Raw genomic sequence first — 15,545 nt, forward strand, 5'->3', positions numbered from 1 at the left:
GCGGCGAAGATTCTGGGACTGGGTTACGTCCCGGGTGTTACCGAACTGGGCCGCTTGGCATTTCCGTTGTTTGCACTCGTACTGGCCTACAACCTCGCCCAGCCCAGTGCGGATATCGAAAAATCGGTCAAACGCTTATTTCTGTGGGGCCTCATCGCAACGCCGGTCGTGGCGATCGCTTTTCAGCGGGTGTTTCCGTTGAATGTGCTGCTTTCATTCGCATTAGCGGCGGTGTGCATTCTTGCAATCGAACGTCGTCGCTGGGTGTTTCTGGCGCTGTGCGCAACGTTGGCACCGGCAGCGGTCGATTATCAATGGGCTGGCTTGGGGGTTGTACTGGGCGGCTGGATGTTATGGCGCAACCCCTGGCAATGGAGATTATCCAAAGCAATCTCTTTACTTGTATTGCTTGTACTGCCGATATGTGTGCTTTGCTTCTTCAGTGATACTTTCTGGGGACTGTTGGCGTTGCCTCTGCTGCTGCTTGCACGCGTCAATATTCTCATTACACGGACGCGCAGTGCGTTTTATTTCTACTACGTGGGTCATCTGATCTTTTTGGTGGGGTTGTTTTATGCAGCAGAGTGATCTGGACAAGTCGACTCAGGAATAATTGCGGGCATGAGGCCGCAGGATTTCGTGAGGTAGGTCAGTAATGTTGGTAAGGCTGTCGGGACACCGAGCGCAGTAAAGGGATGATAGTCCTCTAACCTCTAGCTGCGAACATTCTGACATAATATACATTATGCGAAATGGATTATTGACGCTGCTGTGCGTGCTGGCGGCCTATCACTGCTGGTCCCTCCACAGGAAGCGGAACGGACAATGCAGCTAGACACCTACGAACGCGTAGACCTGACCGGCCCCTGGGCCGGTTTTGGTTTTCAGGGCTATCGATTCTTCACCCCGGAGGGTCGTTGTCTGCAATCACTCCTTCCCCGCCGAAGAAGAAATACCTCGCGAAGCCGTTGTAGGCTTCCACCTTGTTCGTCGAGGCCGTGATCTGCTCGCGCAGCTGGCGGTTGGATATGTACTGCAGCAGGAACAGGGTGCGCACGGCCGAATCGATCCGGAGTGCCCTGGGCAGGATCCAGCTGCTTTACAGCAGATACAAATCCAAACGCAGCAAGTTGATGACCAAGTCCGTGAGAAAGTTCTGCGCTGACAGCAAGTTAGCGCAATTTTTGCTGTTTTTTACACAAATCCCTGCCGACCCTCCTTTTGGCTGTTTTTACATGAATCCCTGCCGATCCTCATGTTGTTGCGCATTGCCCTACAGATCGCTCGCGACGACTATAAAGACCGCCGCGAGCATCAGCGTCAGGGCATTGAGCTGGCGAAGGCCAGAAACAAGTACCGTGGCCGCCCGGCCGATCCGGCCGTACATGCTCGCATCGTCGCGTTTGCGCGGTCGTGGGGAGACCATCGCCAACACTGCGCGCCTGGCAGGTGCGAGCGTCACCACCGTCAAGCGTGTGTGGGCCGCTCACTGCGCGCAAGGCCACGGGAATTGACTGCTATGCAGGACTTGAGGGTCGGCAGGGAATCGTGTAAAAGACCTTTGCTGACAGCGAGTTAGCTCACTTTTGGCTGTTTTTTTACACGAATCCCTGCCGACCCTCTTCTTGAGCGCCTTGCCCCCAGTCACTGCGGGTTATTAGGGATTGAACGGGATTTTTCGGAGGTGACTCCTTGGCTGCTCTTGGCCGCCCTGAGCGCTTCTCCGCCATAAAACTCCCGTGCGGAATCCTTACATACATCTTTGTAAAAAGCTTCAGCGTCCTCCACTTTGTAGCCAGCGCCGACAAAACACCCATGCGCAATTTCTCTAAGTGTATGACGCTCGCTACTGGCGTTGTCGTAAACAGCGTTCAGGCATCCAACTATGGCAACAACGTCTTGCTTGGAAAGCCTATCTTCGCCACTTAATAAGCGCGCATGATTGATATATGCCGACACGTTGTATCCGGTAAACGAATCAGCCAAGCCGGAAGAATCCTCAAAACCTGAGCAATCATCATTCATTTTGAAATGAGAAATTGGGATGTACTTCATCTCTCCTAATTTTTTAGACCTAAGATCGCTCATCGACTCTTCATCTTTCTTATAAATCGACTTCTGTATCACCATGTTAAGCTCATGGAGAAGCGGCCCAGCGACGCTCGTATTACGCCGGGCAACTCCTTTTTCGATGTCAGAGCGCTTAAACGGCCTAGTTTCGCCAAGACGTTGATTTTCACGGGAGGATGCCAGGCCTTTTTCCTCGAGAAAGGGCATTAGCACCTTGTGAGCGTCCCCCCAGGTTTTTGGGCCGCAGTACAATGGTCGAAGAATCAAAAATGCCTGCCCGGCCCGGAACTGGGCTTCCGGCATAAGTGATTCGGAATTCTCCAGCAGTGGTTGCAATGCAGCGATGCAGGCTTTTGGTGTCAACGCCCGGTCACTGGCGATTGCTTGGTCGTGATGTTTTTCGCCCTTCTCAATAAAAGGGTTGGAAATCGATCGTGATGCATAGCCGTAGGAACCAGTGTCGTGGTTTGGAACACCTGAAAGCGAATATTTGTTTTTACCTTCAAAACTACCCTCCTTGGTTATATCGAAATCAACGGGAGCTTGAGCAACTCCATGCTTGGTGAGCAGGGTTGGTTTTATGCGCTCACCAAGAATGCATGATATATTCAGCGCAATAGAGTCACGCGCCTCCTTGCTATTGATTAATTCTTTCATGTGAACCTTGGTGGCCGAGCGAAAATCTAACATCGTGACGAAAAGATTTTCTCCGACAAGCGTTGGCCATAATGAAGTGCGCGCCACCTCAACTTTTTCAGAGCAGTCATGAGCATGGAATTCAGTATAATTAGCTTCTGCCTTTTTCTCCGCCTCCTGCAAGCGACAGTCACTGGTAAATCCTTGCTTCCCATCATGCAGTGATGTTGTTGAAAGAAAGAATCGGTTGGCGGTGTTGTCATAGACATAAGCAGCACCGGCAGCTCCTGCAACATATTTCATGGCGGTCTTTGCAAGACTTGCCATTCCTCTCGGATTTTTACTATTCGAAGATGTGTGGTTTGCATTCTTTGGAAAAGATACGAGTCCTGAGAGAATTCCATTCGAACTATTCGCTTCACCTATCGTTTGGGCTGAAGTGGGCGCACTCTTGCCAGACTCATTTATTAGCGCTGACGAAATCTTTTTCACATTATTTTTAGTTAATCGCATTGCCGGACACCTAAATATTAGAGTTAATTGGGAAATCCGCTTTGAACGCCGGATCGATATCCATCTAGCCTGGCTATCGCTTGCTTGCTCCATCATCTGCCTTCGCCATCTTCCTGGGTTTTGTTAGTTGCAGGAAATCCGAAAGCTGCTTGGCTCAATGCACATTGCCTATCTCAGTTGCAACCTGTCTGGCAAGCCTCAACTTATTGGAAGAGGCATGTCGGCAGGTAGATTGTCACCCGTATTAACTGGGCAGAAATAAGTTTGGCGCGGAGCGTTCTGACTCGCTTCGCCTTACCGAAGTCATGGCTGGGACGGCGAAGGCATTGATGTAATGACCCACTGAAGGGTTCACCCCCGTTACCACGGGCACTTACGAGAAGGCCGATTTAGGCCATGAGGAGTGTTCATGTCGAAGCGAAGGAAGTTCAGCGCAGAGTTCAAGCGCGGTGCCGTTGAGCAGGCCAGCCAGCCTGGCGTCAGTTGCGCCCAGGTCGCGCGCGAGCTGGGGATTCGCGACACCCTGCTGACCCGCTGGAAGCGGGAGGCCCAGGGCCAGGGGGCGGTGGCCTTCGGTGGCAGCGGGACGCCTAGGGATGAGGAACTGGCCCGTCTCAAGCGCGAGCTGGCCCGGGTAAAGAAAGAGCGAGATTTTTTGCGAGAAGCGGCGACGTTCTTTGCTAAGGGATCATCCTGAGGTATCGGGTGATCGAACGTTGCCGCGACGAGTTTCCGATTCGACTGATGTGCCGCTGCCTGAAGGTCTCGGCCAGTGGTTACTACGCCTGGAGCCAGCGACTGCCTAGCGCCCGGGAGCTGGCCAACCAACGCCTGACCGGGCGGATCCGCGAACTGCACGAAGACAGCCGGGGCACCTTGGGGGCCGGTCGCATGCGCGAGGACCTGGCTGATCAGGGCGAGAAGGCCAGCTTGAACCGGGTGGCGCGGCTGATGGCGGCCGAGGGCCTGCAGGGCTGTCCGCGGCCAAAGCGTCGTGGTCCACGCTCCCGGGCGGCACTGACACCGCCGGGCGTGCGCAACCTGCTCGAGCGGGACTTCACCGCGCAGGAGCCGGAGAACAAACCGGGCACCGACATCACCGAGATCAAAACCAGCCAAGGCAAGCTGTATCTGTGCATCGTGCTGGATCTGTTTGACCAGCGTGTGGTGGGCTGGTCGATGTACCACCGTCAGGACCGACAGATGGTGATCCGGGCCGTCCAGATGGCGGTGTGGCAGCGCCAAGGCGAACACAAGGTGATCCTGCATTCTGATCGAGGCAGTCAATTTCGTAGCGGCGACTACCAGCGGTATCTGGTGGCCAACAAGCTGGTGTGCTCGATGAGCGCAGTGGGTCACTGCGGCGACAACGAAGCGTGCGAAGGCTTCTTCGGCCTGTACATAGAACGGCGGCACAACCCGAGGATGCGCCGAAGGGTCGCCAAGCAAGACAACAAGTTCAAAGCCCTTTTACAACCGTCCGTGTTTTCGGGGTAGAACCCACCGTGTGGCCCGCAAACATGGCAGCTGGTGCTTGAGAGGTTTTTCAGGGGCGACCTATTACACACCCGGTGACCGACCGGCCGCGCACACTCGCCGAAAGACAGTTTAAGCACGGCCAGCCGCTGTCGCCTGACAAGCACTACGGGTCCAACACCGAGCACGCCGTGCGCGAGTTCCAAAAAGCCAACGGCCTGACAGAGGACGGTAAGGCTGGCCAAAACACGCTTGATGCGCTGGACAATGCAGTGCGCCAGCAAAGCAATGCCGGGCCGGTCCCCGTTACACCTGCTGACCGCCCCGCTCCCGCGCCTGCGGCACCGTCCGCACCCGTGCAGGAACAGGCCGCACCGGTCCGTGACCTTTCGACCGGCGAGCGCATCCGAGTGGTCGAGCCGATGGGGAGCGCCGACAACAACGCCAATCGGACCATCCCACATGGCACTTCGGGCGAAGACGCGTTCCGCGACATGCAGATCCACCACCCCAAGGCCAACCGCGAGGCCGTACGCACGGGCAATGCTGCACTGGCCGACCGCTCGTCGGGAATGGTCGAAGGGGAGTTGGAAACCGTCCGTACCAGGGGCGACCGCAATGGCATTCCACTGGTTCACAAGGACCTGATCCTGACTGATCAGGAATGGCGTCGTGACGTGATGATCCCCAATCCGGTCGCCGGCTGTGTGGAGGTCAATGAGAACAAGTGGAACTCCATCAGCATCTGGAGCCAACCGGCGGGTCACCCGAACCGCGAACTGCTCGGCCAGGTGCTGCACGGTGAGCGCGGCAGCTCGCCGTACAAGACCGGCGACTACGTCGAGTACGGCAAACCGCTGATCAAGCAGTCCGACGCTGGTTCGCCGGGCGCGGTGCATGCCCATATCGAGCTGGAACCGGACCAATACCGCAAGTACCTGGGCGATATGCTCAACGATCGTCTGACCCTGGACCAGAATGCGCCCACCCGGACAGCGCCCGCGCAAAACGCCATGGCCGACGGCATGCTCACCAAGACCGAGCGCAGCGACGAGGTCAAGGCGATGCAGGAAAAACTGGCCGGCCTGGGCTACCAGGGCAAAGATGGCAAGCCGCTCGCCATCACCGGCTACTTCGGCGATGACACCTTGGCGGCGGTGCAGGCATTCCAGCGCGCTAATGGACTGAAGGACGACGGCAAAGCAGGCGACAAGACGCTTACCGCCCTGGATGCAGCGGCGGCGGAGAAGCTGCTGCCCAGAGCCGAGCCGAGCATGCGCGACGCATCGAACCCAGACAACGCACGTTTCGAGCAGGCAGTCGGCAAGCTGCAGGAGATGGAAAAGCAGCGTGCGCAGGTCGGCATGCGTCCGGTGTTCACCGACGGCGAGCAAATCGAGCGCGCGGCGGGCCAGCTTGTGGTGGCGAGCAAGGCCGCCGGCATGGACCGAATCGACTCGGCAGTTGCGCGTCTGGACGGCTCAGGCGTGTTCGCGGTGCAGGGTGAGATGGCCGACCCGGCCGCACGCCGCGCGCTCGTCGAACACAGCCAGGCCATCTCGCAGACCGTGGAGGCCAGCACCCGCCAAGCACAACAGGCCAATCCGCAGACGCAGGATCAGCAGTACCAGCAGCGCGAACAGGAACAGAATCGCGCGCGCGGAATGTAATCCGCATGGGCTGCCAGTGGCGACGTATGCGCTACCGGCAGCCCGCAATGCGTTGAGGGGTGTTGGCGGCGTTGTTGGCTTCAGACGCGGACCCGGCGGCCGACGAGTCCATTGAAGACTTGCACGCACTTTCCGAGTTCGGCGCCACTGCACCCAAGCACTACGCTCGGCCCCCGAGGATGCGACAGCACCATGCGTCAAGTCGCTCAAATCGCATAGGCATCCAGCATCTTCAATGGCACGTGCAAGGTCTTATCTGCGGAAAACGCCTCCAGCAGGTAGTCCACCGTGACCCGCACACGCGGAGCGATCAGGGCGCGGTGGGGATACTGGATGACCATCTCGTAGCTGCCGGGGTGGTACTGGCGGTGCAGCACGATCTTCAATCTGCCCGAGACCAGTTCCTCCCATGCCAGATGCACCCCAACCTGTGCAATGCCGATGCCGTCGCATGCGGCCGCGACCAGGCTTGCCGGTGCCGACAACGTCAGCAGCGCGGTGTCGGACGGATCGAGGGTGACGATACCGCCGTCTGTCGCGCGGAAACTCCATGTCGCCACCGCACCGCCCAGGAAGCGCCGCGCGATCAGCCTGTGCTGGCGCAACTCGCTGGGATTGCGCGGTACGCCGTGGCGCGCCAGGTAATCGGGCGAAGCGACGAGGACGGTGTTCAGGCGACAGACCGGGCGCGATACCAGCGCGGAATCGCGGATGTTTCCCCCGCGTAGCGCCAGGTCGTAACCGCCGCGCACGAAATCGACGACGCGGTCGTCGAAGTCCACCTCCACCGACAAGCCGGGATGCCGCGACAGCAGGCCCGGCAGCACGGGCATGAGATGTTCCTGCCCGAACGAGACGCTGGTGGTGATGTGGACACGCCCACTGAGCTGCTCGCGCTGTATGGCAACGGCATCGACGACCGCGTCCAACGCTTCCAGCGCCAGCCGTGCCCGCCGCAGGAACGCGACGCCCTCGTCGGTGAGCTTGAGCGTGCGCGTCGTGCGGTTCATCAGGCGCACGCCCAGCACCTTTTCAAGAGTGGCGACGTTCTTGCTGACCGCAGCGGAGGTCACGCCAAGCGTGCGCCCGGCCGCCGCGAAGCTGCCGCCGTCGGCGGCGTGCACGAAGGAAAGAATGGCGCGGACGCGGTGTGGCGAATCCATGCTGTGCTCGGATGGCGGCGGCATGCCGGAAAGCCGATTATCAACTTAAGATTGATAGACGATCAACCAATTGACGACTTCTGGTTTAGAGATGCACCGCGCATGATGCCGGCATGTCATCGATAAGCACTCCCCCGCCGAGCATCTGCGTCGTCTACGACAGCGGCTACGGCCATACACGCAGGCAGGCCGAGGCCGTCGCCGAAGGCATTCGTCGCGTCTCGGGAACCGAAGCGCGCTTGATCGCCATCTCCGACGGCCCGATTCCCTGGCCGGCCCTCGCCGCCAGCGATGCCATCGTTTTCGGTGCGCCTACCTACAACGGCGCGCCCAGCGCTCGCTTCAAACAGTTCTGCGAGGACTCCACCGCGGTCGCCTGGAACGCGATGAAGTGGCGCGACAAGATCGCCGCCGGCTTCACCAATTCCGGTGCGCAAAACGGCGACAAGCTGCATTCGCTGATCCAGATGGCGCTGTTCGCCGCGCAGCACGGCATGGTGTGGGTGGGGTTGGACCTGAAGCCCGGCAATGACAGCAGCCGAGGCAGCGTGCAGGACCTCAACAGACTCGGAAGCTGGCTGGGCGCCATGGCGCAATCCAACGGCGACCAAGGCCCGGACGACACCCCCATCGCAAGCGATCTAGAAACGGCCGCCTACCTTGGACAGCGCGTGGCCGAGACCGTATGCCGGTTTGGTTCCGTCGGACCTGCATCCGCCCGCGCTGAATCCGCCTGACGCACCTCCATCGATTTCCCACAAGGACCTGCCATGAAATTCCTCTGCCTCGACACGCCTCAGCCCGGCGCCAGCCTGGAGAAGTACCAGCCGCACATGCTGGACGAAGCCCGCCATTGCTGGCAGGACTACAAAAGCGGCTTCGTCCGCGATATTTATTTCCGCAAGGATCGCCCTGGCGTTGCGATCATTGCCGAAGCCGACTCGGTCGAAACGGCGCAAAAAGCACTGAGCGCGTTTCCGCTGGCCAAGGCCGGACTGATCGGCTGGGAGGTAATCCCGCTCGGCCCGTTCACGAACTGGGAAATGCTCTTCGCATCCGGCAACGCCTGAGTCCTGATGAACACCGATGGCCCAGCCGTCCCCTAAACCTACAGGGCAATTCCAGCGAGGACAGCAATTTTCCGGTGCTGGTCGGCATTCGCCCTGCCGGCGGTCTCGACCTTCAACACCTTGCCGGAGCCGCCGCCGCCGCCACTGCTGGTCGCCGGCAGCAGAGCGTTATCAAGGAGGGGCTACAGCGACCAAGCCGATGCGCTCACCAAGGAGCCAGGCCGCTGTTGGTGATCGCAGGCACCACCCACATCGCACTGTCCGAGCTGCCGCACGACATCGATTCGACGGTTGCGACGCTCGCGCATTTTTCGACAAGCACCTCGCCCTCGATGGAGTCGCTTGACCATCGACCAGAGTTCGCTCGAACACAGGAATCCCAAGACCATGCCCAAGCACGCCTCAGACCTCCTGCCGGTCCTCTTCGTCGTCACCAGCTGCGCGGTGAAGGGCGACACAGGCATTCCCACCGGCTACAACCTTGCCGAAGTCACCCATCCGCTGGAAAAACTGCACACGGCCGGCATCAAGGTGGAATTCGCCTCGATCCAGGGCGGCGACGCGCCGCTGGACGGGATGGAAGACCTGCACGATCCAGTCATCGCGCACTATTGGGCCGATGCGCAATTCCGCGATGCGATCGCCAACACGGTGCGCCTGGACGCGGTGAATCCCGCGCGCTACTCGGCGATCTTCTTCGCCGGTGGCCACGGCACGATGTGGGACTTCCCCGACAGCGCCGCTGCGCAGAACGCGATCCGCGAGATCGATGCGGCGGGCGGAATCGTCTCGGCGGTGTGCCACGGCCCGGCGGCGCTGGTGAACGCGACCCGTGCCGACGGCAGCCTGCTGATCGCCGGCAAGCAGATCGCCGCCTTCACAGACGACGAGGAAGAGGAAGTGGAATCGACGCACGTCGTGCCCTTTCTGCTGGCGTCCATGCTCAACGCACGCGGTGCGCATCATCAGAACGCGTCCAACTGGGCCGACAACGTGATCGTCGACGGCCGGCTCATCACTGGCCAGAACCCCCGCAGTCTGCGGCGAGCCTGGGCGTGGCACTGCGGGACGCGCTGCTGGCGTGATCGCATGCGCGTACGGCCGCAGGCATTCACGCACTGCGCGAACTGCGCGCGTTGCCACTGACGACCATGGCTGTCTGCGTCCGACCCCTCTTTCAACCGGAGCATCATGAAACTGATCTGCGTCGAAGAACACGTGCTCGATCCAGCGATCGGACAGGCCGCGCAGGCGCGCGTACGCGCCGAGGCGCCTTACCTGGCCGACTGGGGCCGCCGCGTGGTCGATGGCCGGCAGGTGACCGATCCCAGTCGCCCGCATGTCATCGCGCCTGCCGAGTCCGCGCGCAAGGCGCTGGAGATGGGCGCGTCGCGCCTGGCCGACATGGACGCAGCCGGCATCGACATGCAGGTACTGTCCTACGGCGGATTTCCGCAACTGTTGCCGGCGGCCGACGCCATCGCGCTCAATTGTGCAGCCAACGACAGGCTGGCGGAGGCGGTGCAGTCCCACCCCACCCGCTATGCCGGTTTCGCCACCCTGCCCTGGCAGGCGCCAGACGCCGCGGCACGCGAGCTGGAGCGTGCAGTGAAGGAACTTGGCCTCAAGGGCGCGCTGATCAACGGCCGCCCTGGCCATACATTTCTGGACGACACCCGCTACGCGCCGATCCTCGCCGCGTTGGACGCGCTGAAGGTGCCGCTGTACATCCACCCCGGCCTGCCGCTGCCCGCGGTGCAGGCGCCCTACTACGGCGGCTTGGATCCCGAGCTGAGCGCACGCCTGTCCATGTTCGCCTGGGGCTGGCACAACGAAGCAGGCATCCAGGTCGTGCGCATGCTGCTGGCCGGCGTGTTCGACCGCCATCGCAACCTGCAGGTCATCAGTGGGCACTGGGGCGAGATGGTGCCGTTCTTCCTGCAGCGGCTGGAGGATTCCATTCCGCAGCAAGCCGCGGGTCTGGAACGTTCTATCGTGCAGACCTATCGCGAACACATGTACGTTTCCCCCAGCGGCATGCTCACCCTGCCGCACTTCCAGTTCGTGTACGCGCTGATGGGCGCGCAACGCATCCTGTATTCCATCGACTACCCCTACCAGAGCCTGGATGGCGCGCGTGCCTTCATCGAGAACCTGCCCGTCAGCGATGCGGAAAAGGCGCTCATCGCCCACGGCAACGCGGCGCGATTGCTGAGGCTGTGAGTCGGTCATGTCGAGCACGACGCCACCGCCTAGTAGGCACACGCTGCGCCAGGCAAACCCGCGTCAGCGGCCTACGCCTGGTGATGAACGCAAGCGCGGGCCGCACATCGAAATGATGCGGACGGCGGCAGGCAACATGGTCCGGTGCGCGTCCGGCATCACGCACTGGTCAGACGCGCACCGCCCCGGCAACGCCCGTATTGTCGGCACCGGAAGACAGGACGGCCCGAACGACGAGCAGTACCACCGTCGACGGGGCGCACCATGAATATTTCAATTTGTAAGCGCCCGTCGAACCAAGGTGGACTGACGTGAACTGCTGGAGAATGCTATTGACCACGGCAACGATGTTGCTCGCCCCGATCGCCGCCGCGCAGCCGGTGGTGCGTCTCTTCGAATTGCAGACCGATCCTGCGCGGGCGCAAGTATTCGATGTTGCGGGCCGGGACAACATGCAGGCCTCGCTCCGCGACGAGCCCGGTATGCTGGCGATGCATGCGGTCGCCAGCCTGAGCACACCCGGCCTGGCCTACGTGCTCGAACTATATGCCGACCAGGCAGCCTATCGGCGCCACGTCGAGACGGCCCATTACCGGCGCTTCCTCGAATCGACGCGGTCGCTGGTCACAGACAAGCGCCTGGTCGAGATCGATCCAATGTTCCTCGCGGAGCAGCCGGCTGCGCTGTCGATCCTGCAGCGCGGCAGAACGCCGGAAGCGCGCATCGTCGAGGTGACGGTGAAGCGCGAAGACCTCGCCCAATTCCATCGCATCGTCACCAAGGAGATGCGCAAGTCCATGCAGGTCGAGCCTGGCGTGCTTGCCATGTATGCGGCCACCCGCAAGGGGCGGCCGGATCAATGGATCTTCTTCGAGATCTACGCCGACGCCGCAGCCTATGCCTCGCATCGCCAGACACCGCACTTCAAGGACTACCTGCGCCTGACCGGCGACATGCTGGTGGAAAAGAGCCATGTCGAGGTCGAAAACATCGCGCTGCAAAGCCGCGGTGGATTGCGGTTTGATCCACCGGCGAGTGACTAGGTGTTTGATCCCAGACATTGAGGGTGCACTCTTTCCCCACGACTGGAAGCAAGCACGATGGGCCAGGTTCTGCCCGGGAGCGCCACCACGGCAGAGGCAATCCGTCGGAGCAATACAACATCGTCAAGAAAGCCTGAGAGCGCTCTCCAAGCGCTACGGAATCAATCAAAAGACCGTGGCGAAGTGGAAGAAGCGGACCGCGGTTGCGGAGTTGCCCACCGGTCCGAGGCAGCCGCGCTCCATCGTTTTGTCCAGTGAGCATGAGGCGGCGATCGTTGCCTTGCGCACGCACACCCTACTGTCGCTGGACGACTGTCTCAACGCACTGCAGCCGACCGGTGACAACATGACTGGCTTGCGCCAAATCGCCGAGTGAGTTGTGATTGGCCGCTTGGATCACGACTCATCGATCTGCAGCGGCCCAATGCTGCGAGCAGTCCGCGTTAGCGCAGGAACGCCAGCAGCGGATCGCGAAAGGCACCAGGAAGTCGCTGATCTCCACGCCTGTGTTCTCACCCACCACCGCAATCACCGCACGCGCGCGATTGAAGCGAGCGCGATAGGCGGGGATCAACGCGTCCTCGGTTAATGTGGCACTCGATGTCGCTGCTGCAACTGGCGTCGCCTTCGATGGCGGCGCTCCGCACCCGGCCAGCAAGACGCATGCAGCCAACGTGGCGTGCCGAACCAATCCGGGGAAGATGCCAGGTGCCATGGTGCTGCCGTAGGTGGGTGGTGTGCGTGCATTCTTTGCCCCACCACCCGGCAACAACAATGCCGCTGTTGCGTCATTTCCTGCCATGCATCGATGTTGATCTGCCGTGCTGGTTGATGTCGCCTGATCCAGCCTGCTGTACAGGACGCATGGCGGAGGCGCGCCGTGCGGTGCGCGCGCATCCCCCGAACGAGTCATCGGACCCTGCCCCGACGCGGTGTTCTGGATTCGGCCCGAGGCGTCCAGCATGAACCACATCGCTGGCGTCACTCGACGCCATGACCCAGCGATTCCCCCTCCAGAGAGATCGCGTCCATGACGATGTCTGATGTGTCGGGCCAGCGCCACGCGCTCGCTGGCAGTGCACTCCCCTCGCCCTGCAACCAGGCACATTGGCGTGCATTGGCGCGTAGACGCCCTGCCTTGCCGACCTGCGCAGCCAGTGCTTCAAACCAAGGGGTCGCACGATGAAGCCCTATTTGTTCTCGCTTGGCGCTGGCCTGCTGGTGGGTGTGATCTACAGCCTGCTCAATGTGCGCTCGCCAGCGCCGCCGGTCATTGCGTTGGTCGGTTTGCTTGGCATCCTGGTCGGTGAGCAACTGCCGCCACTTGTGCGCCAGCTGACAACGCGCAGCCAGGCCGAGGTCTCGTGGATCGGCCATCAGGTCAAGCCGCATATGTTCGGGCATCTGCCAGAAGGCAAACGTGTGCCGCCGGCTGCGCCGCAGGTGCCATCACCGCCCCCCGCGCGCACCGACGAGGGCGATGCGTGAGCGCGCTCGTCCATGCGATCTGGTGGTGCATGCCGCCTGCGCATGGCTGAGTAATTCGCCGGCCAAAGTTCTGGAAAAACGGCGTGTCGATTCTTCTGTTTGGCGATGCGCGGAGTTGCAAAGCAGATCGCACGCGTGATCAAGCAACTTGGCAACAAACATAGCGCGATGCGGGCGGCGTCCTAGTCCAACCGGCACGCAAAAACGATTCAACTACATCCAACCACTACCGCAAACGCATCGACTGCCCATGGCCGGAGGTGCCGTCGCTGCCCTCTTTCCCAAAAGGAACTTCAATGCGTCCGCTACTTTCCCTGAGCCTGTCCGCCGCGCTGATGTTGAGCGCGGCCAACCCGGTCCTTGCCGATGCTGCAGCGCCGGTGTCGGTCGGCCCGCAGTACGACACTACGCACGTTTATGTAGCACCTGCCGATGTGGATGCGTTTGCGCGCAGCTTCGCCGCGACCTTCGGCGGACAAAGCACGCGCCAGGTGATTGCCACGGTCACGCCAACCCCTAGCAGTACCAGCTCGCAACTGGTGCAGACGCCGGCAGGCACCGTGTCGTTGTTCGGATTTCGTACGCCGGTGCCCCACCCGTTCGGCAGCGAACGCACCGGCTACTTGGTGACCGACATGCAGCAGGCAATCAGCGCCGCACGCGCTGCCGGAGCGGAGGTGCTGGTTGCGCCGTTCAAGGATCCTATCGGGATGGATGCGGTGATCGCCTGGCCGGGCGGCGTCAGCATGCAGCTGTACTGGCACGACACCGCACCGCATTACGCACCACTGGCGACGATTCCGGAGAACCGCGTCTACGTCTCGCCAGACCGCGCCGACGCATTCGTTAAAGGCTGGCTGAAGTTCTCGCATGGCAAGGTGCTGCACGATGACCGCCGTGCGGACGCAACGCTGATCGGCCGGCCTGGCGTCACTTACCGCAGCATCATCATCAGCTCCGGCTTCGGTGCGCTGCAGGTGTTGGTGACTGACGGCCACCTGCCCTATCCGTACGGCCACGAGCTCACCGGATACGCAGTGGACGACCTTGCGGCAACGCTCGCGCGCGCCACCGCGTCCGGCGCAAAAGTGTTGGTGCCTGCGGTGGCCGCGTCGGGTCGGCAGTCGGCGATGGTGGAGTTCCCCGGTGGCTATGTCGCCGAGCTGCACGCCGAACTCCACTCCTGATCGCACATGTCGTTACGCCTCACGCTGCTCTTGATATTGGTCCTGTGCCCGTGCGCCGATGCGTGGGCGCAGTCTTCGGTCGATGCCACCTCCGCCACACCGGTACGTCCTGTCATCAAGTCGAACCGTTGGCAGGAAGACTGGTCGCCGCTTGCTGACCCGGCGCTGCGCACGCACCCGTTCGATCGCCTGAAATATGTACCGCTTGGCGACGTGGGCTACGCATCGTTCGGCATCAACCTGCGCGAACGCGTCGAAAGCAATCACACGCCTGCGCTGGGTATCGGCCGCGAGAGCGACAGCTATCTGTTGCACCGCCTGCAGGCGCATCTGGACGTGCGGGTTGGCGAGCACTTGCAGCTCTTTACCCAACTGGAAGACGTACGCGCAGTACACAAACGCCGTATCGGCACGGCCGATGCTAATCGTGCCGATCTGCGCATGGCGTTCGTCGCATACACCGCGCCACTGGCCGATGGCGAGATAAAACTGCGCGTGGGCCGGCAGGAGTTTGCCTTCGACCTGCAGCGATTCGTTTCGCTGCGTGATGGCCCGAACGTGCGCCAGTCCTTCGACGCGGTATGGGTCAACTATGAGACCGGCCCATGGCGCTGGATTGCGTTTGTCAGCCAGCCGGTGCAATACGCCGATGTGCGCAGCTTCGACGACCTCTCCAATCGACATCTGCGCCTTGATACCGTGCGTGTCGAACGCCACGTCCTGGGCAGCGACGAACTGTCGCTGTATTACGCACGCTATCGGCAGGATGACGCCAGCTTTCTGGATGCGGCCGGCAACGAGCGCCGCGACATTGTCGATGCCCGCTTCGCAGGTGTGCACACTGCAGTGGACTGGGATATCGAGGCGATGGGGCAACGCGGAAAGGTCGGTAACAGCCGCGCGCGTGCCTGGGCGCTAGGGAACCTCTGAACAAAGCACGGCAGATGCGCGACACTACTCGCCTCGTGTTGAGGAATCATCCATGCAACTGACGTTCGGCGACGCT

The 15,545-nt window shown here is 61.2% G+C and carries 12 protein-coding genes and 6 pseudogenes; 15 read left to right on the plus strand and 3 right to left on the minus strand.

What is annotated here, in order from left to right:
• The first annotated feature begins 12 nt into the window (after positions 1-12).
• Entirely contained in the window at positions 13-588 is a 576-nt protein-coding gene (locus XdyCFBP7245_RS10915) for a TraX family protein (RefSeq protein ID WP_280523191.1), read from the plus strand.
• A 237-nt stretch (positions 589-825) separates the two neighbouring features.
• A pseudogene (locus tag XdyCFBP7245_RS24920) lies at positions 826-918 on the plus strand (DUF3653 domain-containing protein); the annotation flags it as partial.
• On the opposite strand, the pseudogene XdyCFBP7245_RS10920 reads toward XdyCFBP7245_RS24920, so the two are convergent.
• Positions 911-1,069 (minus strand): annotated as a pseudogene (locus tag XdyCFBP7245_RS10920) (Tn3 family transposase); the annotation flags it as partial. The pseudogenes XdyCFBP7245_RS24920 and XdyCFBP7245_RS10920 sit on opposite strands and share 8 nt — an antisense overlap.
• Before the next feature lie 186 nt (positions 1,070-1,255).
• Between XdyCFBP7245_RS10920 and XdyCFBP7245_RS24495 the strand changes: the two are divergent.
• Positions 1,256-1,514 (plus strand): annotated as a pseudogene (locus XdyCFBP7245_RS24495) (helix-turn-helix domain-containing protein); the annotation flags it as partial.
• Between the two features lie 130 nt (positions 1,515-1,644).
• Here XdyCFBP7245_RS24495 and xopAG read toward each other — a convergent pair.
• Positions 1,645-3,009, minus strand: coding sequence for a XopAG/AvrGf1 family type III secretion system effector (gene xopAG, locus XdyCFBP7245_RS10935; protein ID WP_104615668.1), 1,365 nt, complete (start codon positions 3,007-3,009; stop codon positions 1,645-1,647).
• A gap of 244 nt (positions 3,010-3,253) precedes the next feature.
• Between xopAG and XdyCFBP7245_RS10940 the strand changes: the two are divergent.
• From XdyCFBP7245_RS10940 to XdyCFBP7245_RS10950, 3 genes and pseudogenes are all read left to right on the plus strand, one after another.
• Positions 3,254-3,346: pseudogene (locus XdyCFBP7245_RS10940) on the plus strand (IS5/IS1182 family transposase); the annotation flags it as partial.
• A 282-nt stretch (positions 3,347-3,628) separates the two neighbouring features.
• A pseudogene (locus XdyCFBP7245_RS10945) lies at positions 3,629-4,716 on the plus strand (IS3 family transposase).
• A gap of 74 nt (positions 4,717-4,790) precedes the next feature.
• Positions 4,791-6,365 carry a peptidoglycan-binding protein gene (locus XdyCFBP7245_RS10950; RefSeq protein WP_244907801.1) on the plus strand — a complete coding sequence of 525 codons (1,575 nt, stop codon included), beginning with the start codon at positions 4,791-4,793 and terminating at the stop codon, positions 6,363-6,365.
• Positions 6,366-6,571: 206 nt separating this feature from the next.
• Here XdyCFBP7245_RS10950 and XdyCFBP7245_RS10955 read toward each other — a convergent pair whose 3' ends face one another.
• A complete protein-coding gene (locus tag XdyCFBP7245_RS10955) occupies positions 6,572-7,552 on the minus strand; it encodes a LysR family transcriptional regulator (protein ID WP_342352088.1) in 981 nt (326 codons plus the stop codon).
• Between the two features lie 89 nt (positions 7,553-7,641).
• On the opposite strand from XdyCFBP7245_RS10955, the gene XdyCFBP7245_RS10960 reads away from it, so the two are divergent.
• The 9 genes and pseudogenes from XdyCFBP7245_RS10960 (at position 7,642) to XdyCFBP7245_RS11000 (ending at position 15,469) form a co-directional block, all read left to right on the plus strand.
• Positions 7,642-8,265, plus strand: coding sequence for a flavodoxin family protein (locus XdyCFBP7245_RS10960; RefSeq protein ID WP_104615671.1), 624 nt, complete (start codon positions 7,642-7,644; stop codon positions 8,263-8,265).
• Between the two features lie 33 nt (positions 8,266-8,298).
• On the plus strand, positions 8,299-8,598 hold the full coding sequence (locus tag XdyCFBP7245_RS10965; protein ID WP_104615672.1) for a superoxide dismutase: 300 nt from the start codon (positions 8,299-8,301) through the stop codon (positions 8,596-8,598).
• Between the two features lie 342 nt (positions 8,599-8,940).
• Positions 8,941-9,744: a type 1 glutamine amidotransferase domain-containing protein gene (locus XdyCFBP7245_RS10970; RefSeq protein ID WP_244907802.1), complete on the plus strand. Its 804-nt coding sequence runs from the start codon at positions 8,941-8,943 to the stop codon at positions 9,742-9,744.
• 45 nt (positions 9,745-9,789) lie between these two features.
• Positions 9,790-10,821 (plus strand): amidohydrolase family protein, encoded by a 1,032-nt coding sequence (locus XdyCFBP7245_RS10975; RefSeq protein WP_104615674.1) that lies wholly within the window; start codon positions 9,790-9,792, stop codon positions 10,819-10,821.
• A 332-nt stretch (positions 10,822-11,153) separates the two neighbouring features.
• The gene (locus tag XdyCFBP7245_RS10980; RefSeq protein ID WP_158255509.1) at positions 11,154-11,864 is read left to right on the plus strand and encodes a putative quinol monooxygenase; all 711 of its coding nucleotides are present in this window, start codon (positions 11,154-11,156) and stop codon (positions 11,862-11,864) included.
• Positions 11,865-11,921: 57 nt separating this feature from the next.
• Positions 11,922-12,216, plus strand: a pseudogene (locus tag XdyCFBP7245_RS10985) (IS481 family transposase); the annotation flags it as partial.
• An 830-nt stretch (positions 12,217-13,046) separates the two neighbouring features.
• The gene (locus XdyCFBP7245_RS10990) at positions 13,047-13,352 is read left to right on the plus strand and encodes a XapX domain-containing protein (RefSeq protein WP_104615676.1); all 306 of its coding nucleotides are present in this window, start codon (positions 13,047-13,049) and stop codon (positions 13,350-13,352) included.
• Between the two features lie 296 nt (positions 13,353-13,648).
• Positions 13,649-14,539, plus strand: a complete 891-nt coding sequence (locus XdyCFBP7245_RS10995; RefSeq protein WP_104615677.1) for a glyoxalase — start codon at positions 13,649-13,651, stop codon at positions 14,537-14,539.
• Positions 14,540-14,545: 6 nt separating this feature from the next.
• Positions 14,546-15,469: an alginate export family protein gene (locus XdyCFBP7245_RS11000; protein ID WP_244907803.1), complete on the plus strand. Its 924-nt coding sequence runs from the start codon at positions 14,546-14,548 to the stop codon at positions 15,467-15,469.
• Positions 15,470-15,545: the final 76 nt, after the last annotated feature.

The sequence above is a fragment of the Xanthomonas dyei genome (assembly GCF_002939865.1).
In the GTDB taxonomy this organism is placed as follows: Bacteria; Pseudomonadota; Gammaproteobacteria; order Xanthomonadales; family Xanthomonadaceae; genus Xanthomonas; species Xanthomonas dyei.